Source organism: Rhodothermales bacterium (assembly GCA_017643395.1).
Classification (GTDB): domain Bacteria; phylum Bacteroidota; class Rhodothermia; order Rhodothermales; family UBA10348; genus JABDJZ01.
On sequence record JAEPNP010000001.1, the window covers coordinates 1,571,008 to 1,594,262 of the forward strand.

Here is a 23,255-nt window from a genome sequence, read left to right on the forward strand (position 1 = left end):
TCCCCGGGCAGTCCGGTGCGTAACCTGCCCCGTGGCGCTAACCGAATTTGATCTGGGGCTTCTGAACGGGGACGAGGGTCCTGCCGCGCGCATGGCCATGTCCATCCTGCAGCGCATGCTGCCGGTATTCGGGGTCGACTCCTTCATGGATATCGAAGCCGCCCACATAGACTCCACAGTCTACATGGGGGTGGCCACCATGGAGTACGCCGAGCGGCTTGCGGAGATGGGCGCGCGCGTGCGTGTGCCCTCCACACTGAACGTGACCGGCGTCGACGAGCACGGGTGGCAGGACTGGGAGGTCCCGGAAAACGTCGCCCAGAACGCTCTGCGCCAGATGAAGGCCTACGCGTCCATGGGCTGCATCCAGACGTGGACCTGCGCGCCGTACCAGACCGAGCATCGGCCGACGTTTGGCCAGCAGATTGCAGCCGGAGAATCCAACGTAATCGGCTTTTACAATTCCGTGATCGGGGCCAGGACGGAACGCTACCCGGATTTGCTCGACATCTGTGCGGCCATCACGGGCCGCGTGCCTGCTGCGGGGCTGCACCTGGATGAAGGACGACGGGGTACCACCTTGCTCCGCCTCGATGCGGTTCCGGTAGCGCTACAGGAAGACCCGGCGTTCTGGCCGGTCCTGGGTCATCTTCTCGGGCGATGGGCTCCGGACGGCATTCCGGTCGTGGACGGGTTAACCGTAACCCCCAGCGATGACGACCTCAAGGCGGTCTGCGCCGGTGCCGCCAGTTCCGGCGCCATCGCCCTCTTCCACCTGGTCGGGATCACGCCAGAGGCGCCTTCCACACGCGATGCTTTTCAGGCCCCTCCCCCAGCTGCCAGGCGGGTCAGTCTAGATGATCTGAGGAAGGCCTACCACGAGCTGAGCACCTCTTCCGGAAGCGCTCTTGACCTGGTGGTGCTGGGCAGTCCACACTTTTCCTACGACGAGTTCCGGGCGCTGGCCGGACTGGTTCAGGGGCGACGCAAGGCGGATCAGGTGGAGTTTCTGATTACCTGCAGCCGTTCGGTGCGCATGATCGCGGAGGCGGCCGGACTACTGGCTCCCATCCGGGAATTCGGAGCTCGAATAACGGTGGACACCTGCCCGTTGACCTCCCCCATGTTGCCCGAGCGCATCAAGCACCTCATGACGAACTCGGCCAAGTACGCGTACTACTCTCCCGGATTGCTCGGCGTAACCGTCAGCTACGGTCGGCTGTCCGACTGCGTAGAATCCGCAGTTGCGGGCCGTATCGAACGTGAAGAGGGGCTGTGGCGCGCATAGTCGAGGGGAAACTGGTGGTGCCGGGCGAGGCTGCGGGAATCACGCTGGCCAGCAGTGAGCCGCTCAGTTTCTGGGGTGGCTACGACCAGGCTTCCGGCGAGATCATCGACCGAAGACATCCGCTGTCGGGCGAGTGCGGGGCGGGCCGAATTCTGGTATTGCCTTACACGCGTGGCTCCAGCACATCGACGGCCATCTTGCTGGAGTCGGTGCGCGCCGGCGTTGCTCCGGCTGCCCTTGTCACCGATCGCGCGGATCTGTTCCTGGCACTCGCTTCCGTGGTGGCGCATGAGATGTACAAGGCATCGTTCCCAATTCTGGCGGTTTCGCCGGAGCAGTTTGGCGACATCCCGTCGGGAGTGCGGGCCCGACTGCTGGGAGCCTCGCTACACCTGGAGCCCGTCAGGTCGTAATGAGGTCGAGGATGTTCTCCAGCCGGGAGTTGGCCGTGCGATACATTTCCGTGTAGCCGCATCGTTGACAGGATACCGTCGAGAACTTCTTGTTCTCGATGTCAAAGATGGATGCCAATCCGCCGCCCGAGGCGCGAAAGCGATCTGTAGAAAACTCGCTGTGCCTGCATTTGGGGCACTTCCAGTTCGGGTGATTCATCTCAGGAGGGTTGAGTTCTGCCCCGTCTACGAGTCGGCCGGCCCAGGGATGCGGTGCGTGAGTTTCACCACGCCTTCCTCGGCCTCCTCCACATGAAAGCCGATCCGGCACAGCCGCTGCACGAGGCTTCGGCGCTCGCCGTCCACAAACGCCACGAGTTCGTGCACGCCCTTCTCCCGGGCGACGTCCATGATTTCTCTCACCAGCCGCGTCCCCAGACCCTGGCGTTGGTATCCATCCAGCACCGCAACGGCCAATTCAGCGGTGCGCGAGCCTTCGGGCCGTACACAGCGCGCGACTCCGATTCCCTGCTCCTCACCCATCTGATCCACGAGGGTGGCGCCCACGGCGATGTGGTTCACCTGATCCACCCGCGTGAGGTAGTCCAGCTGGGACGCGGTTGGCCGAAAGCTGGTCGCGTGGAACCGTGCGCGAAGCGTCTCGGGAGACGCCAGGGCGATCGCTCTCGCGTACAGCTCTCGATCGGTTGCCCGCAGGGGGCGCAAGCGGACTTCCCGACCGTCGGGTAGACGCCACAAGGCGGTGTGTTGCCTTCGCGCACGGTCCAGCAGTTCCATCACCTGCTCCCGGGTCCGAAGTCGCAGGCAGCGTCCTCCCCACTCTCTGATTCGGCGTTCGGTGGCCGGGACCCGCGTCAGGCGGAAGGTCAGCGTATACCAGAGGAACTCCAGATCGAACTCATCCGAGCAGCCGTCTGGCACGTTGTCCCGGTTGTCCTCCAGCCACCACCTTCGCATGATGCCCCAGGTGCACCGCCAGACAGGAAGGTCCAGCCAGATGACCAACTGCGCGCGCGGGAGCCGGACATGCAGGGTGCTGGAATAGTTGCCGTCAATCACCCAGCGATCTTCCGCTGCCCAGCGGGCAATCGTATCGACGTACTCGGTGTGCGGGGTCTTTACCCACCCGGGCTGCCAGAATGCCTTGTCCATATGGCGGACCGGCAGGCCGAGCGCCACACCCAGACGCGAGGAAAGCCAACTCTTGCCGGCCCCGGGACTCCCGATCACGGCGATGCGGTCCGGGAAGTCCACAGGGTTCATGGCTAGCGGGTCAGTTGGCGGTACTTGATGCGGTGAGGTTGATCGGCGTCGACTCCGAGGCGCTCCTTCTTGTTTTCCTCGTAGGCAGAGTAGTTACCCTCGAACCAGTAGACCTGACTGTCTCCCTCAAACGCCAGGATATGCGTGGCCAGGCGATCCAGGAACCACCGGTCGTGGCTGATCACGACGGCACAGCCCGCGAAGTTCATCAACGCCTGTTCCAGCGCCCGAACGGTGTTGACGTCCAGGTCGTTGGTGGGCTCGTCAAGCAGGAGCACGTTGGCACCCATGCGAAGGACTTTCGCCAGGTGCACACGGTTGCGCTCTCCGCCGGACAGTTCGCCGGTCAGTTTCTGCTGGTCCGGTCCGCCGAAGTTGAATCGGCCCACGTACGACCGGGAGTTGACGGCCTTGTCGCCGACCTCCACGAAGTCGAGCCCATCGGAGATCTCCTCGAACACCGTCTTGGTGGGATCGAGATCGCGATTCTGGTTCACGTAGCCCAGCTTCACGGTGTCGCCAAGACTGATGCTGCCGGTGTCCGGGTTTTCGTCTCCGGCTATCATCTTGAACAGCGTGGTCTTGCCTGCGCCGTTGGGACCGATGATGCCGACGATGCCACCCGGGGGCAACGAGAAGTTCAGGTTCTCAAACAACAGCTTGTCGTCGAACGCCTTGGAGACCCTATCGGCCTGGATTACGGTCGAGCCAAGTCGTGGCCCGGGAGCGATCGGGATCTGGATGGAGTCGTCCCGCTTCTCTTTCTGCTCCTCCACCATCTTCTCGTAAGCGGTGATGCGTGCCTTGTTCTTGGCGCGTCGACCCTTGGGCGACGTGCGCACCCACTCCAGTTCGCGCTCGATGGCCGCCCGCTTCTTGGTAGCCTGTTTTTCCTCGACAGCCAGTCTTTTGGCCTTCTGGTCCAGCCAGGACGAGTAGTTGCCCTGAAACGGAATGCCCTGGCCCCGGTCCAGCTCCAGAATCCAGCCGGCCACGTTGTCCAGGAAATAGCGATCGTGCGTCACGGCGATGACCGTGCCCTCATACCGCGCCAGATGCTGCTCCAGCCACGCCACCGATTCGGCGTCCAGGTGGTTGGTCGGCTCGTCGAGCAGCAGCACATCCGGCTCCTGCAGCAGAAGACGAACCATGGCCACGCGGCGACGCTCTCCCCCGGAGAGGTTGGTAACCGGCGTGTCACCCGGAGGGCAACGAAGCGCATCGGCCGCCATTTCGAGCTTGGACTCGAGGTCCCAGGCACCCTCGGCTTCGATCCGGTCCTGCAGCTTGGCCTGCTCGGCCATCAGGGCATCAAAGTCAGCGTCGGGATCGGCAAACGCCTCGCTGACCTCGTTGAAGCGCTTGAGCAGCGCGACGGTCTCCGCCGCACCCTCCTGGATGCACTCCATGACCGTCTTCTCCGGGTCGAGCTCCGGCTCCTGCGAGAGGTATCCAAACGTGATACCCTTGTTGGCCTCGACATGGCCCAGGTAGTCCTGATCCAGGCCGGCGATGATCTTCAGCAGCGTACTCTTGCCGGAACCGTTGAGACCGAGCACGCCGATCTTGGCTCCGTAGAAGAACGACAGGTTGATGTTCTTCAGTACCTGCTTGTTGGTAGTCCGGTAGATCTTCCCCACGTTCTGCATGGAGAAGATGATCTTCTGGTCGCTCAGGGCGCTTCCTCTTCCGTGTCTTCGGCGATGTCGGCGAGCTGCATGCGCCGCCGCACCTCCTGTATGAGTTTCTTTGTATCCAGTCGGCGGGGACGCCACACCCGAAGCTGGACTTCGCCGCGATGCGTGCCGGGTACGGCCTGCAGCAGTGCGTCCTTCTTCGGGCGTATGCAGATGCGGTCACGCACCAGACCCCGTCGCATGGTGATGGAGGACAATGCGGCCGGTTCGATCTTTATGATCCGGTCCTTCTTTCGAAGGCCCCCGAACTGTGCTTCCTCCAGATCAAGCACGAGAAACTCCTCGTCCAGGTAAACGGCTCCCTCGATTTCCGTAAAGCCCCCGTGGATATCGGGAAGGGTGAAGTCAATGGCGGGGATGTTCACGGGCGATGGGGTCCCGGGATTTTCGGGCCGTTTGCGGTGCATATTGCCGTCTCACCCGACAACAAGGTCAATGACCGCCGCGTTCCTGCTCTCCATGGTGCTCGTGTGTGCCACCACCTACCTCCACACCAATCTGGTCATGAGGCGCGTGCCCGCATGGTGGAAGGACGATCATCGGCCCCTCACGGTGATGCTGGGCGTGTCTGCCATCGTCCTGGTCCATGTGGTGGAGGCCGGACTGTACGCGGCGGGCTTCTACGCGGGCTCGGCGATGGGGTTGGGAAGCTTTGTTCAGGAGGCCGGCATGGGGCCTTCCGACTACTTCTACTTCTCCCTGGTTACCTACAACACGCTTGGTCTGGGAGATATGCACCCGACAGGTGCCCTCCGTATGCTGGCCGGGGTCGGCGCCATCAACGGATTCCTCCTGATCAGTTGCTCGGCCTCCGTGGTGTTCCGCCACATGTGGACGCCGACTAGCGGATCACAATGACGGGCCGACTTTGCGATCCGCGGCGCACCACGTAGAGACCGGGGGCCAGGTGCCGGGTAGTGATGCTGGCTCCGAACCCGACGCGACGCCCGAGTGTGTCAAATAACTCCACGTCGCCGGTGCCGGATACCTGGATCGGCATCCCGATCTGCACCGGGTTCGGGTACACCTCGAAGCCGGGGAGTTCCGGCGACTCCTCGACGGCCGCCGCCAGCGTGCCCGAGAAATACTGCTCCGCGTGGGCGAATGCCTGGATGCCGATGCGCTCGCCGATGATGCGGCCTGGAATGTCGTCCGCCGGCGGGTGAATGCCACCCCAGATCCGGGACAGGCTGGTCTGGTCCGAGGCGTCCCGATAGGTGGCCCACTGCAGCACAACGTCTACACTCGGGCCGTCTTCGAACACCAGAAACTCGTTCTTGCGTGCGACGAACTCGCCGACACCGCCAGGGAAGAATTCGTCCCCGGTCAGCAACGTCATGACCTCTGCCGCAGCCCGAGAAAAGGTGGAGTGTCCGGATACGTAGCCCGCGAATGGAGGCGTCACAAATGTGGGGCGCTGATAGGACCACCAGTTCTCAGCGAGAATCCAGTCCACGCCCGCCACATCCGTCTCCGGATCGCGGATGAAGTCAGGGCCCCGCCAGGCGTACAGCTTGACCTTGCCGATATGCTGACCGAGCACGCCGGCCAGTGGATCTCCGGCCTCGACCACTTCGATGTAGCCGGGCACCAGCGGGATGCCCTGCGGGTGGTAGTTGTCCAGGGATGGGTCCGAGCTTTGGCCGCGCTGAGCCATCGTGCGGATCGCGGAAATCGGCCGGATGTAGTCATACCAGCCCTTGATGCCCCAGGCCGTAACCGCCGCGTCATGCATGGCCCCGCCGAGCGTGAAGTAGGCCTTGACGTCCCATTCCAGCGGGTCCACCACCTCGCCGGTACCGGCGAATCGCCGCTCGAACAGCGGATGGTCATTCACATAGTTGAGAATGCTGTACCAGTGGCCGGGTGGCGTCTCGGAGTCGGGGCCGTCTGCCCAGAATTCCGCCAACACGCGTGCGTAGTCTGCCCGCGGCACCACATTCGGGGGGTAGGGCTCGCCAGTGTGAGGATTGACTCCGTGTCCGAAACTGGCGTCGCCTCCGTCCAGGTAGTCGTAGAACGCCTCGTACTCCTCGACGGTACGGGGAAAGTAGAGTACGTTGCCGATCGACGCGGGGGAGATGTCCCACATGACACCATCGGCCGGATCCAGGTGCGACGACCACGTCGCTACCATGGAGAAGCCCCGCTGGTACCCATTGTAGTCCGGTCCGATCAGGTCTTCTTCCAGGTAAGGCGGGGCGCCCGGATCGTGGTATACCCAGTACTGGCCGCCGTCCCGCTCAAATTGCTGCAGATCGTGCGCGCTCAGGGAGAAGGGTGTCACCGAACCCCACTCCGGTCCCAGGAAGGCGGGGGTGTTGTCGTCGATGGTATTGTTGCCCTGATCAATGAACACCTCGAGTCGCAGTGGCTGCCAACGGTTCGGATCCACCAGCTGGGGGCTTCCCGGGCGGTCCGGACGCAGCGGCGGGTTGACGGCCTGATAAAAGCGTGGTTCGTACCCCTCGGCCTCGTTGGAGCCATCCGCCAGACCATGGGCGATCAGGCACGACGCCATGTAGTTGCCGAATGCGCGGCCGTCGCCGCTGGAGTAGTCCGTTCCACTGAACGCCGCATCGAACCCGAGAGCCTGGATCAGGCTGTCGGCGAGCGGCCCGCTTTCTTCGATTCCGGGAGACTCCGCAAAGCGGTGCTGAAGGACACGATAGACACCGAAAGAGATAGCCTGCCGGCGAAATTCCTGCTGCGCGGCCGCGGACGCGGGGACGGCAAAGGCGCTCACGGGACATTCGGACCGGCCGGCCATGTAGGTGCCGGCGACAGGGTCGAGAATTGCCCAGGCATCGTACATCGCGACCGACGTATGGAACAGGTTTCGGGCATGCACGGTGGGTCGGGCAAAGTCCTTCCGGATGTGCTGCAGAAGCACTTCGTTCCATGCACGGGCCACGGAGTGCTGCGCCTGCACCGTGGGTGCGAGCAGCGACCCCATCGCCAGTACCAGTAGAAAGCGTCTCATGTGCTCTTGGAGATCAGGGGAGATCCAATGACGGTGATCACAAAATAGGCGGCGACGCCGAGCGCCGTGACGGGGCCGCCGATGCCAAACCAGCTGCCCGACCAGAGGAGGAAGCCCAGGCCCAGCAGTCCGCGCGCGGATTCCAGCCAGGGTGCCCATGCCAGACCGTCCATCATGGAGGTGAAGCCGAAGATGCCCAGGAATACAAACCCGCCGTACACAAAGAGGTCGCCGGTCTCAAGCGCTCCGAAGTTCCAGAGCAGGAGCATCAGCAGCGCAATGGTGCTCAGAAACTGAAACCAGGACCACCGAAGCAATGCCGGCCCTGCCGGCACGGCGTATTTCTGGAAGTTGTAGGGGTCCTCGATCTTGTGGATCGGAAACCGGGCCTCTACGTCTGGTGGCCGCCAGCCGGTTGGCATGAACCAGATGCGGGCTTTGTCGCGCCAGGATTCGGTGCGCCAGGCGTCTTTGCTCAGCAGCCAGATGTGCTGGAAGTTGATGCGGATCGGATTCCATGTGGCTGCAGGACGCGTGATGCCATAGACCGGGGGCACGTCGTCAAGCTCCTCCTGAAAGGTGCCGAACATGCGGTCCCACCAGGGAAAGATCTGTCCCAGGTTCTTGTCCAGGTATTCCGGGTTGATGGCGTGGTGCACCCGGTGCTGGCTGGGTGTGATGATCACGTACTCCAGCCAGCCCAGTTTGGGCACGTGACGCGTGTGATACCAGAACTGGAGAAACAGGTGGATCGGCGCGAGCACGTTGATCACCTGGGCCGGTACTCCCAGAAGCGCTGCCGGAATCAGGAATATGGCGTAATACCCCAGCAGGTTGGAGATGCTCTGGCGCAGCGCGCACGCCAGATTGAACTCCTCGCTGGAGTGGTGAATCACATGGTTGTTCCAGAAGAAATTGACCGAATGATTCAGGCGATGGGACCAGTAGCCGGCAAAATCGAGGGCGACGAACCCGATCAGGTAGACCCACCAGACGGCCTCCAGTTCGAACAGTGCCATGCTCCCCAGAACGAAGGGATAGGAGAGGATGACCAGCACGACCCCCAGCGAGTCCTTGACCACATTGGTCACCCCCGAGCTGAGACTGGAGATGGTGTCCATGCTGTTCAGGGTCTGCACACCGCGTCGGGCACCGTACAGGGCTTCGACGACAATCAATCCCGAGAACAACGGGATCGCAACCAGCAGGGCGGTGGCGTAGGTCTCCATGGGGGGCAGGTCAGCCCGAATCCACCCCGAGCGCGCCGGGATGTTTCGTCAGCGCATTGCCGCCATGCACTCGATTTCCACGCGGGCGTTGATGGCGAGGCCATTGGAGCCCACAGCGCTGCGCGCCGGCGGATTTTCCGGGAAGTAGGTGCGATAGATCTCGTTCATGGCTCCCCACTCGGCCATGTCTTCCAGGAACACGGTGCACTTCACGACCTCATCCATGGATGAACCGTAGCGCTCGAGGGCGGCCTTGATGTTCTCCATGGTCTGTCGCGTTTCGGGTTGGATGCCACCCTCCACGAGCACGAACTGGCCGGGCAAGTTGCCTACCTGGCCGGCCAGGTACAGCATGTTGTCCACGCGCACGGCTTCCGAGAACGGCACGCCCATTTCCAGGTATTCCGGCGTGTTGAGGTACTCGACATCGGCCCCGGCCGGCACCTCATCGGGAGGCGTTCCGCAGGCTGTCACGAGCAGGAGCAGAGGAAGTAAGCGCTTCATGGATCCGGAGGGAATCGGATTGGGAGGTTCTCGCTGCGTGGTCCCCGCAAACTACACTGAAAAGGCGTAGAGCCTGTGTATTTCGGTGGGTGCCTCGTACAGGAGCTCGGGCGGCTGATGGAATCCGGCCTCGACCGCGTGGTAGGTCATTTCGGCGCGCGACTTCGGATGGTCGGCGCTGGAGACGTGACTCCAGATCATTTCCAGATCCCGGGGAGTCAGCTCCGTCCAGGTCTCCTGACGCCACCTGTGATTTCGTTCCACGTTGGTTTCCGGGGACTCATCTTCTCCGCGGAAGACGTCGTAGATCAGCAGCAGACCACCCGACGTGAGTCTGAGCCGACACGCACGGAAGAAGTGGGTGATGTCCTCTCCGATCAGGTGGTGCAGGGAGTAGCCGGCCACGATCGCATCAAATTCCGCGGCGCGGGATTCTCTCAGAAACGCCAGATAGTCGGCCTCAATCAATCGGGCTTTGACTCCTACGGCAATCAGGTTGTCTGCGGCGGCGTCCAGGGCCACCGGGGAGAGGTCAACCCCCGTGTACCCAACCAGAGGGAGCCCTCTGAGCGTGCCGGCCATCACCGACGCATCGCCACAGCCGACATCCAGGATTCGTTTTGCGCGCGACTCCCTGAGAGCAACACCAAGAGCCTGGTGGATAGCGCCATGAAACATGTAGTCATGCTCGATGACGCGCTTGTACAGGTCCCAGCCGTCAAAGAATCGCTGGATCGCTTCCCCGTCGTGGCCGCTCACCTCAGTTCGAACCGAGTGTGCTCATGGGCTGGGCCAGGGGGCGGCCAGGGGTGTGCAGCCCCGCCTGCCGCCAGGCTTCGCCGGCATCCCGCCCGGCGCGCTCCAGTTGGCGTGCGAGAAGTTCGTATCCCGGCTTCACGATGGCCGGTGGGCCGAAGGCAAACGGGAGAGCGGCATCCTCCAGGGCGGCCTCCTCGAGGAGCGCGAGCCCATCGTCCGTCTGGCCTTCCTTGATCAGCCACAACCCACGTAGCTGCTTCAACTGCAGCCGGCGGCCGGGATAGTCGCCCCAGTCCGAGCCGTGCAGCAATTCAGCTATGCTGTGGTCCTGTTGCATGAGTTCCGCAAGGGCGTCGGTGACCATGTAGGTGAAATACGGTCCGCCGTACACGCTGCTGGGATTACTCAGGGTTTGCTCCCGGGGCGGCTCCGCCTGCCACCGGCTGGTCAGTGTCCAGTCTTCGGTATCCACCACATGCCGTGCCCGCATGGTGACGAAGTAGAACCAGTCACCGCTGTCTCCGGAGAGGATCTGCTCATGGCAGGCGTCCATCAGGGACTCCGCGTCCGGGAGCTGGCCCAGCATCAGATGGCCGTAGTGGCGCCAACTCGAATAGTGGCCGCACGCGTTCGGCGGCTGCCCCGAGTCCGCCCGCATGGCGTCCTGCACGTCCATCGCCCGGATGTTGGCAGTGACCACACGTTCCCACTTGCCCATGGCCACGAAGATGTGACTGGTCATGTGCTGCGCGTGTGCCGCTTCCGGGGCGATCTCTGCGTACGCGTCCGCCGCGGGAAGCCCGAGCGGGGCGTGCACAGGGTCGTCGAATGAGTGGATCAGGTAGTGGGCGGCGCCAGGGTGATCCGGATTGCGATCGAACACCGGCTGCGCAGTGGCGGCGGCGCGCATGTAGGTCGCGAAATCCCGCTCCCCGTTTGTCGAGCCGAGGATCGCCAGGGACAGAAAGGCGCGCGCCTCGTCGTCTTCCGGGAAGGCCGCGTGCAGTGTCGTCATGGCGTCCAGATAGGCCAGGTCCTGAGCGCGCTTGTCGCCATCTCCGAAGAGCGCCTCCACAGCATCCAGATAGCGTGCCTCCCGCTCGGTGCCCGCCTTGTCGCGACGGGCCTCGGGAGAGGGCGCGAGGCGAGCGAGCACCGCGCGCGCATCATCCTCCCGCTTGGTTCGCCACAAAGGGTAGTTGTTGGCCATTGCTTCTCCCCAGTAGGCCATCGCAAAACCCGGATCGGCCTCCTGAGCCTGTCGGAAGGCCCTGGCCGCGGGCCCGAATTCGAAGCTGTGAAGCAAGAGCACACCCCGAATGAAGGGCTCCTGGGCTGCATCAGATCCGGAATTGGGAAAGTCGATGGTGCCTAGACCGGGCACCGTGACGGGCTGGGCGGAAGCGGGCACCGCCAGAAGCAGCAGCGCAGCCAGGGGGAGGTATTTCATGGCGTCGGGAGATGGGAGCCGGTGGCTCTGAGTTCAATCTCCGCGACCCAGGCTCACGCATCAAGTCCCCTTGTGCGCGTATTTGCGGTCATAGAAGGCAAGGAGCGCATCGCCCCGGGCATCGGTCATCCACCCGGACACGACGAGTTTGAGCAGGAAGGTGTAGCCGTAGAAGGCGATCATCGGCAGCGTGGACAGCAGGTAGGCGCCGATCAGGTTGTCCGGGACGGGCAAGAGGAAGGCACCGCCGACACAGACCGCAAAACCCGCAATCCAGCCCCACTTCCGCAGTTGAACCAACTTCCACATCATGAGCGGAGCAAAGATTGCTGCGGCCACAAACGCCAGCGAAGCCATGAAGGCCGCAGGGCCGGCAAATCCCGCGGCGTACAGGACGGAGGACGCCAGCGGCCAGGTCAGCCAGCGATGGAGTTGCTCCAGCGGTCGGGGGACCGGGTGCATGACATCGGAATCCAGAAATACGGGAGCAGCCATGCCCCGTGTATCGGCGTGGGTCAGCCGCCCACAAGGGCGACGAGGCGGGCGGTTACGTCATTAGGGTGTAACTACCCCCGCAGATACCCCGCGGCCCGCAGCGCGTCAGGAAACGGCGGCTCCAACGGGCGACATTGCCCGGAAACCATGAGCCAGGCGTCGTCACAGGTGGCTGTCACATACTGGTGGTAGTGGTCCGTAACCAGAATACCAGCCCCCCTGACGGCCGCGGCGCGGATGGCCTCAATCATCTGGTCAATGATGAGAGGCTCTACACCGGAGAACGGCTCATCAAGCAGCACGTACGGCCGGCCGAGCGACAGCACGATCAGAAGCGTCAGCAGCCGGCGCTCGCCACCGGAAAGCTCGATCACTCGCTGCTTGTGGACCCGATCCAGCAGCGGGTGCTCCACACCTGCAGTTCGGGCCAACTTCCCGGCCGGCAGATGCGGTGGCAACATGGGATCCTGGGGCAGATACGCGACGTGGCGGAACCGCTTGCTGCGTTGCAGTCGGTGCAATCGCAGATCGCCAATTCTGGTGATGCCGGAGTTTGCCCGAATCTGGCCTGCCGCCACCTTGAGGGCCGTCGATTTTCCGCATCCGTTCCTGCCGATGAGCCCGCACACGCGGCCGGGTCGTACTTCGAGGTACACTCCCTTGAGAATCGTGAGCTCGCGCACCGAATAGAACAGGCCGTCGAGAACCAGACTCACAGCACCTGCCCCGCCAGGACACCGAGGGCCACGAAGAGCGTGGTGCCCGCGCCCAGCGGCTGCCAGCGCACAACCCCCAGATTGTCGAAAAAGGGCCAGAGGCGTCTGCGCCGCACGTCCCACCACGTGTAGGGCCACGCAAACAGGCCCGCGAGCACCAGTGACGTCGGAATGGTCTCCGGCTCAAAGTAGCCGCCGAGGGCCGTCATCCCGATCATGAACAGGCCCATTCCGGTGGCGGCCAGAACATGTCGGATGAAGAGGTAGCGCCACGCCATGCCGGAGGATAGGGCGAAACCCCAAATCCGGGCAGGTGTTGTCGCGGGACAATAAGCCGGGCGCCCGGTCGTTTTGAGGGCGTCTTCCACCCCACAACGACATCAGCCATGAAGTCGATCGTCTCCCTCCTGGCAGCCCTGTTGCTGCCGATGGCCGCGTTTGCCCAGCAGGGCGCAGTTCGCTACGACGCTACTATCAAACTGGACATCCAGCTTCCTCCGGGCATGGAGGAAATGGCCGCCCAGATCCCGGACTCCCAGACCTCGGGTCGCATGCTCTACTTCACGGAGGCTGCGACGCTCATGAAAGATGCCCCGAAGGCCGAGTCCGACGACGACGGACCGATTGAGATCGGAGGCGACAACTTCCAGTTCCGCCTTGACAACCGCCGTCCCGAGCAGGAGACCTACATCAGCCTGGAGGACGGGTCCATGATCGACAAGCGCGAGTTCATGGGTCGCAAGTTTCGCGTGATGGACCAGACTCCCGAATACTCCTGGCGACTGACCGGGGAGCAGAGCGAGTACATGGGGTATGCCATGATGAAGGCAGTCGGCCAGCGGGACACCACGGTCGTGGAGGCATGGTTCACGCCAGACATTCCGGTTTCGGCCGGTCCGGATGGTATGGGCGGACTGCCGGGCCTGATACTCGTGGCCTCGGTCGATGAGGGTCGCCGCACCTACACCGCTACTTCCGTGGACCTCGAAATGTCGGTGGCCGGGATGATTACTCCTCCCAAAGGCGGCCGTGAGGTGACCCGTGAGGAGTTCGACGCGATCGTGGAGGAGAAAATGAAGGAGATGAACGCGCAGCGTAGCGGAAGCGGCGGCATGCGGGTAATGATCAGGCACTGATTCCGGGCAGCCGCCCATCGGACAGACGCGTCCACCCCAAGGAATCACCTATCCCGAACCTGCCATGCGCCGGATTCTGCTACTGTTTGTCCTGGTCGCCTTTCCCCTGGTTTCGCACGCACAAAGTCGGTTTGACGTGCGCGGCGTGGTCGTAGACTCGGCGGGCGTCGGTCTGCAGGGTGCAACCGTGGTGGCCCTTACCAAACCCGACTCGGTCATCTCCAAATTCGCGGTTTCGGCCCGTGACGGGCGGTTCGCACTGCGGCGCCTGGACCCGGGCTCGTACGTCCTGCAAATCACGTTCGTCGGCTTTCAGTCGGTGGAGCAGGATCTGGAGATCGCGGATGCGGACATGGAGCTGGAGCCCATCGCCCTTACCGAATCGGTGGGCGAGCTGGCGGAGCTTGTCGTGTCCACGGACCGGATTCCCATGCTGGTGAAAACGGACACACTGGAGTATGTGGCTGCGGCGTTCGGTGTCAGGCCCAACGCCACGGTGGAGGACCTGTTGAAGCGGTTGCCCGGCATCGAGGTGGAGGATGACGGAACCATCAAGGCGCAGGGCGAGGACGTGGAAAACGTGCTTGTCGATGGCAAGGAGTTCTTCGGAAATGATCCCCGGATCGCGACGCGCAACCTGCCTGCCGAGGCCGTGGACAAGGTGCAGGTCTACGACAAGCAGTCCGACATGGCCGAGTTCACGGGCGTGGATGACGGCAACGAGGAGAAGACCATCAATCTTGAGTTGACCGAAGACGCCAAACGCGGTGCGTTCGGCAATATCACTGCAGGGTTCGGGGATACAGAGCGGTATGACGGTCAGGCGAACATCAACCGCTTCACGCCGACGGTGCAGCTGGCGCTACTGGCGAACGTCAACAACATCAATCGGCAGGGTTTCGGCTTCAACGAGTACATGCAGTTCATGGGCGGAATGGGCGCCATGATGGACGGCGGCGGCATGATGATGAGCTCCGGCGTACCCCTGGGCAATGATTTGAGCGATGGGTTCTCGGAGACCCTGTCCGTGGGTGTCAACGCCAGCCGGGACTTCGGGAGTCGCACCTCAATCAGAAGCAGCTACTTCCTGAGCAGCCTGGAGAATCTGCAGGATCGTTCGATTCTTCAGCAACAGCTGTTGGGCGCCGCGACCTCATCGCGCATTCAGGAAGCCAGTTCGCAGACAAGCGACAACCTGGCGCACCGTGGCAACCTCTATGTGAAGCATACCCTGGCCGAAGGCCACGACCTGCGCCTGCGGGGCAACTTCACGGCTTCCAATTCGGGGCTGGTCAGCGGGGGCTTCCGGGAGACCTTTACCTCGACAGGCCTGACCCAGAACACGGCGCAAACCAGCTACCGGTCCGACGGCAATGTGCTCGGGGGCGATGCGCGCCTCACGTGGCGCAAGCGTCTCGGCTCGAAAGGCACGGCGCTGGTAGGTGAGGCCACAGCCAACCTGAACGACAATGATGCCGAGGCAGGTCTGGCCAACACAACCGGTCTCTTCGAGGCGGGCGATGTGGTCTCCTACGAGGAGATTCTTCAGGAGCAGGAGAACCTGGGCAATACGCTCAGGCAGTCTCAGAAGCTCAGCCTGAGTCAGCCGCTGAAGGGCAAGCGGGTGCTCGAGGCGTCGGTCGAGCGCCGGCAGGTTAACGAGGACCAATCCAAGTCCATTTGGGACACGGTGACGGGGGTGCGTGAGTTGAATGATGCGCTCTCGTCCGGCTTCGACCGCACCTACACCTACTATCAGGGCGGCCTGCGTTTCAACCAGAATCGTGATACCTGGCGCTTTGGCCTGGGTCTCCAGGTTCAGGAGTCGCAGCTGGACGGCACTGTGCTGGACAGGGACGAGACCATCTCCAGCGGGTATACGCACTTCCTGCCCAGCGCCAACGTGCACTACACGTTCCGACAGGGCATGAACATGGACCTGCGCTACAACACGTCGACGCGGGAGCCCTCCATGAACGAACTGCAGCCGTTCGTGGACAACAGCGATCCTCTGAACATCTACGTGGGCAATCCTGCGCTGCGGCCGGAGTACCGGCATTCAGCCGGGCTGCATTTCATGTACTTCGACCAGTTCAGCTTCATCAACCTGTTCGCATTTCTGAACCTGACCTATACCGACAACAAGATCGTGCGTTCACGCACGGTGGATGAGCAGTTCCGTCAGACGGTAACCAGCGTCAATTCCACCGGTGACGACTGGGCCTTCCGCGGGCAGGTCAACTACGGAATGCCCATCCGGCCCATCCGCGCCAAGATCAACCTGTCCAATCGGGCGATGTGGTCGCGCGGACTTGAGTTCATCAATGGCGAAGAGAATGACAGCCGCATTCTGCGCAACACTATTGAAGCCCGCCTGGAGAACCGCAGCAAGGACCTGTTCGACCTCGGCGGTGGTTCGCGTTTCACCATCAATGAGGTGAACTACTCGTTGAACGAGCGCCTGAATCAGAGCTATGTGAACCGCACCTTCTTCGGCGAGGTGACGTGGTATCCGTCGGACACCTGGGAGGTCGGCACCAAGCTCAACTACCGGCTCTATGATCAGGACGTGTTTGGAGCCGGGGAAAATGTCGCGCTCTGGGAAGCGTCCGTGTCCAAGACCCTGCTGAGGCAGCGCGCCGAGGTCCAGCTGGTCGGACTCGACCTGCTGAACCAGAATCAGGGTGTCAACTTCTCCAACGGCTCAACCTACATCCAGGAGGAGCGTATCGAAACGCTGGGTCGCTACCTCATGCTGCGCTTTGTCTACCACCTGTCGGATGTGGGCAATCGCGGAGCAGGTCGTGGGGGCATCGAGATTCACGCAGACTGACTGTGACCGTTCGGGAGCGGAATTGCGCGGTATTCGCCACGCTTCCGTGACAACCCGGGTGACGGATTCGAGGTAGACGGCCCCATTCACCACCGGAGTCCGACCTTGCTTCGTCGCCTGCTGCTCTTCTCGGTTGCCCTGCTCGTGTCGCAGGATGTATTCGCCCAATCGATTCCGGTTACCGGCCGCGTGGTTTCGGCCGATGACGGGCAGCCGCTTGCCGGGGTAAACGTGGCCATATCGCCTCTGTCAGACTCCACCCGTGTGGTCGGTGAGGCTGCCGGAGCAGACGGGCGCTTCCGCGTCATGCTGCGGGAGCCCGGGGTATACCGGATTCGCATCACGTTCGTAGGCTTTGAGCCCGCGCTGCGGGTGCTCTCGATCCCTGAAGAGGGTCGCGAGTTGGATACCGTTCGTCTCGAGGTCCGTGCCGTCGACATGGACGATGTGGTCGTCGAAGCCGTGCAGGATCGCGTGGTGGTCCGGGGTGACACGACCGAATATGCCGCCGGAGCCTATCAGGTGAACCCGGATGCCAACGCAGAGGATCTGCTGGCCAAAATGCCGGGCGTGGTCGTGCGAAATGGACAGGTGGAGGCCGGCGGCGAACAGGTGAGGCGTGTGCTGGTGGACGGCAGGGAGTTCTTCGGAGACGATCCGACCGCCGCCCTGCGCAATCTGCCCTCGGAAGTCATCGACAAGATTCAGGTGTTCGAGCGCATGAGCGATCAGGCGCAGTTCACCGGGTTCGACGATGGAAACGGGGAAATGACGATCAACATCATCACGCGGGCGGACCGTCGAAACGGGCAATTCGGCAAGGTCTACGGTGGCTACGGATCCGAAGACCGGTATCAGGGCGGTGGCAATGTCAACATGTTTGACGACACCCGACGCATCTCCATCATCGGCATGTCCAACAACGTCAACCAGCAGAACTTCTCGACGGAAGATCTGCTCGGCGTTGTAGGCCAGGCCGGCGGTCGGGGAGGCTTCTCTGGCGGGCCCCGCGGCGGCGGCGCGCGCGGCGGCCGAGGTGGAGGCGGCGGGGATCGCGGTGGATTCCGCGGGGGCGGCGGCAACGCACGCGACTTCATGATCGGCGATCAGGGCGGGGTCAACCGCACCAACTCCATCGGCATCAACTACTCCGACGAGTTTGGCGATGCCTTCAAGATGACCGGTTCCTACTTCTTCAATCAGTCTGAGAACACGACGGCCAACTTCCTGGACCGTGAGTACTTCCTGGACGGCGGCGGCAGTCAGTTCTACGACGAGTCGAACGATGCCGCCTCGGACAACATGAACCACCGGTTGTCGATGCGCATGGAGTACACGATCAACGAGCGCAACTCCATCATCTTCACACCCCGTCTTTCGGCCCAGATGAATGACTCGCAGTCGTTCGTGTCGGGACTGAATACGGACGCCGGCGGTGGTCTGCTGAGCGAAACGGTGAACGATTTTCTGACCGAGAACAGCGGCTGGAACGGCTCGGCGAACCTGTTGCTACGGCACCGCTTCACCAAGCGGGGACGCACCCTTTCCCTGAACCTGACGGGGCGCGTCGACGATCGATCCGGGGAGACCCGGCAGGCCTCGGAGAATGTCTTTTACGACGGTACCGCCCAGGACGCGTCGTTTTCACAACTCACCGACAACCTGCAGAGCGGCTACACCGTCGCGACCAGCCTGGTGTATACGGAGCCGGCTGGGGAGCGGGGACAGATTCAGGTCAGCTACCGCCCATCGTTCTCCATGAACGATGCGGATCGTTTGGCCAGCATGTTTGATATCGCGACCGGAGGGTATACCGTGCCCGCGCCGGCCCTGTCGAGCAGGATCGACAATGAGGTGCTGACCCAGCGGGCGGGCGTATCCTACCGATTGCGCATGGACCGCGGGTTTTTCTCGGCGGGGCTTTCGGCGCAGACTGAATCCCTCACGGGCGATCAGGCATTGCCGCGGGTGGCTGAGGTGGACAAGTCCTTCACTTCGCTGCTGCCGCAGGTGATGTTCATGATCGGCGATCGGCGCACCAACAATCTGCGACTGTTCTACCGCACCTCGACCAATACGCCGTCCATCACTCAGCTCCAGGACGTGGTGGACAACAGCAATCCGCTGCAGCTCTCAAGCGGCAACCCCGACCTGGAGCAGAGCTACAGCCACAACCTGGTGGCGCGGTTCAACAAAACGAGCCCGCGGAAGGGCCGGGTCTTCATTGGGTTTGTCAGCTTCCAGGCTGCGCAGAATTTCGTCGGCTCCGAAACCATCGTTGCTGCCACGCAGACACGGCTGGACAACGGCCTAGTACTGGCTCCCGGCTCCCAGTACACGCGGCCGGTAAACCTGGACGGCTACTGGAACGCCCGAAGCTTTTTCACGCTGGGTACCCCGATCGGTCCGCTGAGTAGCAACCTCAACCTGAACGGCGGGCTCAGCGTGTCCAACACGCCGGGTTTGGTCAACGGGCAGTCCAACGATGCGGATGTCCAGGTCATGACCGCCGGGGCTACGCTCGGCTCCAACATCTCCGAGCGCGTGGACTTCACGCTCACGCACGAGTCCACATTCAATACCATCCGCAACAGTGTCTCACCCGAGCTGGATTCGGACTATGTCCAGCATACCTCAGGGGTGCGCATGAACCTCATGCCGAGTGCCAACTGGGTGCTGGAGTCGAGCTTTGCGTACCGGGCGTTTGACGGGCTTGAGGACAGCATCGACAACGCCTCCCTGCTGCTGAATGCAGGCCTGGGCTACAAATTCCTGCAGGGCAACGGGGGCGAGCTTCGGTTTGCCGTGGTCGACATTCTGAACCAGCAGACCAGCGTGGGCCGCTCCGTCAACAGCTTCTACGTGGACGATATGTCCAGCAATGTGCTGGGTCGCTACGTGATGCTGAACTTCACCTATACGCTCAGAAACTACCGGTTCTGATCACTCTTCCTCTTTCTTGATGTTCTTGAGGGAGCGGTCGACAAACAGGTAGTGGAGCAGTCCTGCGGAGCCTCCAGCCACAAAGCCGATGACCGCGGCCGGAAGCGGCGGTCCGGACAGCATGGAAAGCTCAAAGGCGTCGAGTTCCACGAGTATCGCCGAGAGGACCGCGAACACTGCCGCGCCGACCGCTGGCGAAAGGATGCGGTTGAGTACCGCCGGCCCGCGCACGTACTTGCGGGCCAGCATAAAGGACAGGCCTCCCAGGATCCCCGGAACCACGAGCTGTCCGCCCATGGATACCCCCTGGGTGAACGATCCACCTTCAAGGAGGGAGCCTACCACACCGACGCCGCCGAAGACTCCCGCCGCGATTCCGAACAGCTGTGCCTCCCAGCGAGAGGGCGGCTGAATCGAGTTTCTGACAATCAGTGCGCCCATGGCAGCCCCCGCGAAAGCGGCAGGGACCAGCATCAGGGTGCCCCCGGAAGTCCAGGGGATGTCGACGTCTGCAGGCATGGTAGCCAGGGAACCGGCCAGGAAGGTGAAAAGCGGAAAGCCGACCCCCATGCCCAGGGCACCGCGCCACACATCCTTTCCGGGGGTGAGGCGAAATACGGTGACGCCCACTATGGACGCGATGATTGCAGGGAGTACGACCTGACCGCCGGCCGATGTCGCCGGCGCATACGCCCAAGTTTGAATCAATGCAATTGTAACCGTCAGCGCATAGGCTACGGCCACGCAAATGCAGGCGACGACTGGCGCCTTGCTAGGGGATGATATCATGGTGAAGGAGGGGGCTTCACTATATCAAACGTAAAAACCCCCGGAAACCCGCCACCCCGGTAGAAACACGTAGAGGATTTAAGGTTGGCGACCCCGTTCCGGCTGAAACGTGCGGAACTGCCAGCTCAGCGAGAAGAGGACGTGCCGGCCCAGGCGGTTCACGCGCTGCTGGGTAAGGAACAGGCCGTCTTCGGTCTGGCGCAGGGTGTCGCCGGAGTTCAGCAGATCGTTGAACATGACCGTCGCGAAGATCTGCTCGGCAAAAGGTGGACGCCAGATGAGACCGGTATTCAGATTGCTGGTACGGGTATTCCGTCCGGCGCCCGTGCGGTTGTAGGCCGAACCGGTAAAGGAGGCGTTCACGCCCACGCCCTTGCCTGCCTGGAATGTGAACGTGGCGCTCCCCGTATGCGAAGAGTAGCCACGAGCCGGGCTTTGTGGCAGGTCAGAATCGACGGAGGACCAGGAAAACGAATAGTTGGTGTTGGCAAACATGCGACGGGTCATGCGGATGCGCCAGCTCAATCCGCTGCCGAGCGCACGGGTTCGGGCCTCGGACCGGGTTCCGTTGATGGACTCTGGCCGCACACCGACGCTTCCCGAGAAGCGCGCATTAAGGCCGCCGAGCTGACCAAAACGAGCGAGGCCGGTGCTCATCCGCAGCGAATACGCCGTACCGAGGGTCGCGGGCCTGGACAACTGTCCGCCGGCTGGAATGAGTATGCCGAACACCTCGCGATCGGCCGCACCGGCGTACCAGGTTTCCGAGCCTTGCAGGTTCTCGCTCGCTGAGGCTTCCAGGGACACGTTTCCGGTGTAGGACGACTCCGGAATGCGCACGTTTATGCGAAAATCCAGACTGTGGTCGCGCATGGGTCGCAGGTCCGGGTTGCCCACCCGCAGAAACAACGGATTGGAGTTGTCAACGACCTGCTGGAGGTCGTCTGCGGACGGGGACGCCCCCGAAATCGAGTAGCCCATCCGCAGGGAGCCGAAATCGGTGATGCTGACATTTCCGCCGAGGTTTCCGCTGACCACCAGGTCCGATTCACGAAACGCCGGACGGCCGGAGAAATCGTCCTCCAGGCGGCGCACGTTGCTGTTGGCAACCAGTCCGAATTCCAGACCGCGCTGACCCGTGGCAATGCCGTAGTTCAGACTGGCCCCATAGGAATTTGTGGTGCTTCGGTAGTCGGAGGTAAGCGTGGAGTCGAGCGCCAACATGTTGAGTGCCATCCCGGAAAGCGCGCGGCGATCCTCGAAGCGCCCATCGGTGCCTCCACTGACTCCCACGCTCAGATACCTGGTTTCCCCAAGGCGCCGCATGTACCCCACGTCCCCAGACAGCGCCAACGAGCGGTTTTCCGAGTCCGTCTGCGTGATCTCCGCGGGAGCTGCGCCGATGACCGAACTCTGGGAGCCGTCTGTGTGATCGTCGGAGAACGACACGTTGCTGCCGAAAGAAAAGCCGGACCGCTCCCCAGGGTTGTACTGCCAATTCGCGGAAAAACCGCCCGTCACGGACTCGGACCCGAACGCATTGGTGGTTTCGATGCCGCGCGCGACGCCGCTCAGCGGATCCACGGACTGACCACGGAAAGCTCCGTCCGTCCGCGTGCTCATGACCAGCAGGCGGGGATTCCAGGAGAAGTAATGGGAATCAGTCTGGTGAGAAACCGAACCCGAAAGGGTGTTCGAGAGCCGGTCGGACGTGTTGGTTCTCACCTCGGCGTAGGCATCGGACGGTTCCTCATTGCCAAGGAATGTGCGCGTGAGTTCCGTCGTGCCCCGGTTGATGCCGTCGTTCGCAGACCATGTCATGCGCACCTGTGTGCGCTCGTTGAACGTGTTGTAATAGCTGAGCGAACCCTTGTTGGACCGTGCGATGCCACCATCCGATGGGGTTGTGGTATTCTCGCTTCCGATGGAGGCCCTGAGTTGGTGAGGCGGCTCCATGCGGTTCAATCCGGAATCCAGTGAGTATCGGTCGGCCGATCCCCCCCCCGCGCCCACAGACAGGAGCAGCGCCCGTCGCTTGTTTGGATCGGTGACCAGGTTGATGACCTGCTCCCGACTGCCGTCGTCAACACCGGAGAACCGGCGGTCGTCCGGCAACTGGTCATAGACCTGCAGCGCCTCGATCATTTCGATGGGCATCGTGGTCAGCGCGGTCATGACATCCTTGCCGTAGTAGGCTTTTCCGTCGATGAGCACACGGTCCACAGGCCGGCCGAGATACATCACCACGCCACCCGACATCTCGAATCCGGGCAACGCCTCGATCAGGGATTCGGCGTACGTGTATCTCGGCACAAAAAAGCCCCCAGCAAAGAACTCGACGGTATCACCGCGGATCACCATGCGCTCGCGCCGGGCCTGAACTTCCACCGCGTCCATGTCGAGCACCTCGGGCTGCAGGGTGACGACGCCAAAATCCAGGTCGCCGTCGATCTGAAGCGTATCCGCGAATGCCCGGAAGCCCACGTGTGAAATGCGAATGGCAGTGGGTCCCGTCCACGGTAGCTCCAGCCGATAAAACCCACGGCGATCCGTGGATACCCCCGCAGTTCGCGTCGAATCGGAGAGTTGGCGGACCAACACGTTCGCGCCGCGCAGCCCATCGTCAAAACCCGCCTCCAACACCCGGCCGGTCAGTTGCGCCACCTGACCGGCTGCGGGGTCCGGGGCCGTCACGAGAACCAACAGGGAGAAGATGATCAGGCGCATGTGGCGGGAGGGTGCACCAAAAAGACAGAC

General features: G+C 62.5%; 20 protein-coding genes. 6 read left to right on the forward strand and 14 right to left on the reverse strand.

Going from position 1 to position 23,255, the window contains the following annotated elements; translation table 11 throughout:
- Positions 1-31: 31 nt before the first annotated feature.
- Both JJ896_06370 and JJ896_06375 read left to right on the forward strand, forming a co-directional pair.
- The gene (locus JJ896_06370; GenBank protein MBO6779259.1) at positions 32-1,288 is read left to right on the forward strand and encodes an aconitase X catalytic domain-containing protein; all 1,257 of its coding nucleotides are present in this window, start codon (positions 32-34) and stop codon (positions 1,286-1,288) included.
- The gene (locus JJ896_06375; GenBank protein MBO6779260.1) at positions 1,276-1,701 is read left to right on the forward strand and encodes a DUF126 domain-containing protein; all 426 of its coding nucleotides are present in this window, start codon (positions 1,276-1,278) and stop codon (positions 1,699-1,701) included. Before JJ896_06370 ends, JJ896_06375 begins: the two co-directional genes overlap by 13 nt.
- Here JJ896_06375 and JJ896_06380 read toward each other — a convergent pair.
- Genes JJ896_06380 through JJ896_06395 form a run of 4 tightly spaced genes read right to left on the reverse strand, consistent with a single transcriptional unit; the run spans position 1,691 to position 5,026 of the window.
- Positions 1,691-1,900, reverse strand: coding sequence for a zinc ribbon domain-containing protein (locus JJ896_06380; protein MBO6779261.1), 210 nt, complete (start codon positions 1,898-1,900; stop codon positions 1,691-1,693). The genes JJ896_06375 and JJ896_06380 overlap by 11 nt on opposite strands.
- Positions 1,901-1,926: 26 nt before the next feature.
- On the reverse strand, positions 1,927-2,964 hold the full coding sequence (locus tag JJ896_06385) for a GNAT family N-acetyltransferase (protein MBO6779262.1): 1,038 nt from the start codon (positions 2,962-2,964) through the stop codon (positions 1,927-1,929).
- A gap of 2 nt (positions 2,965-2,966) precedes the next feature.
- Positions 2,967-4,613, reverse strand: coding sequence for an energy-dependent translational throttle protein EttA (gene ettA / locus JJ896_06390; protein ID MBO6779263.1), 1,647 nt, complete (start codon positions 4,611-4,613; stop codon positions 2,967-2,969).
- 23 nt (positions 4,614-4,636) lie between these two features.
- On the reverse strand, positions 4,637-5,026 hold the full coding sequence (locus JJ896_06395) for a hypothetical protein (GenBank protein MBO6779264.1): 390 nt from the start codon (positions 5,024-5,026) through the stop codon (positions 4,637-4,639).
- A gap of 70 nt (positions 5,027-5,096) precedes the next feature.
- Between JJ896_06395 and JJ896_06400 the strand changes: the two genes are divergently transcribed.
- Positions 5,097-5,519: a two pore domain potassium channel family protein gene (locus JJ896_06400; protein ID MBO6779265.1), complete on the forward strand. Its 423-nt coding sequence runs from the start codon at positions 5,097-5,099 to the stop codon at positions 5,517-5,519.
- On the opposite strand, the gene JJ896_06405 is transcribed toward JJ896_06400, so the two are convergent.
- From JJ896_06405 to JJ896_06440, 8 genes are all read right to left on the reverse strand, one after another.
- Positions 5,503-7,644, reverse strand: coding sequence for a hypothetical protein (locus JJ896_06405; protein MBO6779266.1), 2,142 nt, complete (start codon positions 7,642-7,644; stop codon positions 5,503-5,505). The genes JJ896_06400 and JJ896_06405 overlap by 17 nt on opposite strands.
- Positions 7,641-8,873: a sterol desaturase family protein gene (locus JJ896_06410; GenBank protein ID MBO6779267.1), complete on the reverse strand. Its 1,233-nt coding sequence runs from the start codon at positions 8,871-8,873 to the stop codon at positions 7,641-7,643. The genes JJ896_06405 and JJ896_06410 overlap by 4 nt, the downstream gene beginning before the upstream one ends.
- A gap of 48 nt (positions 8,874-8,921) precedes the next feature.
- The gene (locus JJ896_06415) at positions 8,922-9,377 is read right to left on the reverse strand and encodes a RidA family protein (protein ID MBO6779268.1); all 456 of its coding nucleotides are present in this window, start codon (positions 9,375-9,377) and stop codon (positions 8,922-8,924) included.
- A gap of 51 nt (positions 9,378-9,428) precedes the next feature.
- Positions 9,429-10,136 carry a class I SAM-dependent methyltransferase gene (locus JJ896_06420; GenBank protein ID MBO6779269.1) on the reverse strand — a complete coding sequence of 236 codons (708 nt, stop codon included), beginning with the start codon at positions 10,134-10,136 and terminating at the stop codon, positions 9,429-9,431.
- Between the two features lies 1 nt (position 10,137).
- A complete protein-coding gene (locus tag JJ896_06425) occupies positions 10,138-11,586 on the reverse strand; it encodes a hypothetical protein (protein ID MBO6779270.1) in 1,449 nt (482 codons plus the stop codon).
- Between the two features lie 60 nt (positions 11,587-11,646).
- Positions 11,647-12,081, reverse strand: coding sequence for a hypothetical protein (locus JJ896_06430; protein ID MBO6779271.1), 435 nt, complete (start codon positions 12,079-12,081; stop codon positions 11,647-11,649).
- A 71-nt stretch (positions 12,082-12,152) separates the two neighbouring features.
- Positions 12,153-12,797, reverse strand: coding sequence for an ATP-binding cassette domain-containing protein (locus JJ896_06435; protein MBO6779272.1), 645 nt, complete (start codon positions 12,795-12,797; stop codon positions 12,153-12,155).
- Positions 12,794-13,075 carry a hypothetical protein gene (locus tag JJ896_06440; GenBank protein MBO6779273.1) on the reverse strand — a complete coding sequence of 94 codons (282 nt, stop codon included), beginning with the start codon at positions 13,073-13,075 and terminating at the stop codon, positions 12,794-12,796. The genes JJ896_06435 and JJ896_06440 overlap by 4 nt, the downstream gene beginning before the upstream one ends.
- Positions 13,076-13,183: 108 nt before the next feature.
- Between JJ896_06440 and JJ896_06445 the strand changes: the two genes are divergently transcribed.
- The 3 genes from JJ896_06445 to JJ896_06455 all read left to right on the forward strand — a co-directional run bounded on the left by JJ896_06445 (position 13,184) and on the right by JJ896_06455 (position 19,709).
- Positions 13,184-13,933, forward strand: a complete 750-nt coding sequence (locus tag JJ896_06445) for a GLPGLI family protein (GenBank protein ID MBO6779274.1) — start codon at positions 13,184-13,186, stop codon at positions 13,931-13,933.
- 64 nt (positions 13,934-13,997) lie between these two features.
- The gene (locus JJ896_06450; protein MBO6779275.1) at positions 13,998-16,766 is read left to right on the forward strand and encodes a TonB-dependent receptor; all 2,769 of its coding nucleotides are present in this window, start codon (positions 13,998-14,000) and stop codon (positions 16,764-16,766) included.
- A gap of 105 nt (positions 16,767-16,871) precedes the next feature.
- Positions 16,872-19,709: a TonB-dependent receptor gene (locus JJ896_06455; protein ID MBO6779276.1), complete on the forward strand. Its 2,838-nt coding sequence runs from the start codon at positions 16,872-16,874 to the stop codon at positions 19,707-19,709.
- On the opposite strand, the gene JJ896_06460 is transcribed toward JJ896_06455, so the two are convergent.
- Together JJ896_06460 and JJ896_06465 are read right to left on the reverse strand one after the other, a co-directional pair.
- Positions 19,710-20,498 (reverse strand): hypothetical protein, encoded by a 789-nt coding sequence (locus JJ896_06460; GenBank protein ID MBO6779277.1) that lies wholly within the window; start codon positions 20,496-20,498, stop codon positions 19,710-19,712.
- Between the two features lie 78 nt (positions 20,499-20,576).
- Positions 20,577-23,225 carry a TonB-dependent receptor gene (locus tag JJ896_06465; GenBank protein MBO6779278.1) on the reverse strand — a complete coding sequence of 883 codons (2,649 nt, stop codon included), beginning with the start codon at positions 23,223-23,225 and terminating at the stop codon, positions 20,577-20,579.
- Between the last annotated feature and the right edge of the window lie 30 nt (positions 23,226-23,255).

Coding starts and splice junctions, on each gene's coding strand:
- JJ896_06380 (MBO6779261.1), bottom strand. CDS start 1,900: ATGAATCACCCGAACTGGAAGTGCCCCAAATGCAGGCACAGCGAGTTT.
- JJ896_06385 (MBO6779262.1), bottom strand. CDS start 2,964: ATGAACCCTGTGGACTTCCCGGACCGCATCGCCGTGATCGGGAGTCCC.
- ettA (MBO6779263.1), bottom strand. CDS start 4,613: ATGCAGAACGTGGGGAAGATCTACCGGACTACCAACAAGCAGGTACTG.
- JJ896_06400 (MBO6779265.1), top strand. CDS start 5,097: ATGACCGCCGCGTTCCTGCTCTCCATGGTGCTCGTGTGTGCCACCACC.
- JJ896_06405 (MBO6779266.1), bottom strand. CDS start 7,644: ATGAGACGCTTTCTACTGGTACTGGCGATGGGGTCGCTGCTCGCACCC.
- JJ896_06410 (MBO6779267.1), bottom strand. CDS start 8,873: ATGGAGACCTACGCCACCGCCCTGCTGGTTGCGATCCCGTTGTTCTCG.
- JJ896_06415 (MBO6779268.1), bottom strand. CDS start 9,377: ATGAAGCGCTTACTTCCTCTGCTCCTGCTCGTGACAGCCTGCGGAACG.
- JJ896_06425 (MBO6779270.1), bottom strand. CDS start 11,586: ATGAAATACCTCCCCCTGGCTGCGCTGCTGCTTCTGGCGGTGCCCGCT.
- JJ896_06430 (MBO6779271.1), bottom strand. CDS start 12,081: ATGGCTGCTCCCGTATTTCTGGATTCCGATGTCATGCACCCGGTCCCC.
- JJ896_06440 (MBO6779273.1), bottom strand. CDS start 13,075: ATGGCGTGGCGCTACCTCTTCATCCGACATGTTCTGGCCGCCACCGGA.
- JJ896_06445 (MBO6779274.1), top strand. CDS start 13,184: ATGAAGTCGATCGTCTCCCTCCTGGCAGCCCTGTTGCTGCCGATGGCC.
- JJ896_06450 (MBO6779275.1), top strand. CDS start 13,998: ATGCGCCGGATTCTGCTACTGTTTGTCCTGGTCGCCTTTCCCCTGGTT.
- JJ896_06460 (MBO6779277.1), bottom strand. CDS start 20,498: ATGATATCATCCCCTAGCAAGGCGCCAGTCGTCGCCTGCATTTGCGTG.
- JJ896_06465 (MBO6779278.1), bottom strand. CDS start 23,225: ATGCGCCTGATCATCTTCTCCCTGTTGGTTCTCGTGACGGCCCCGGAC.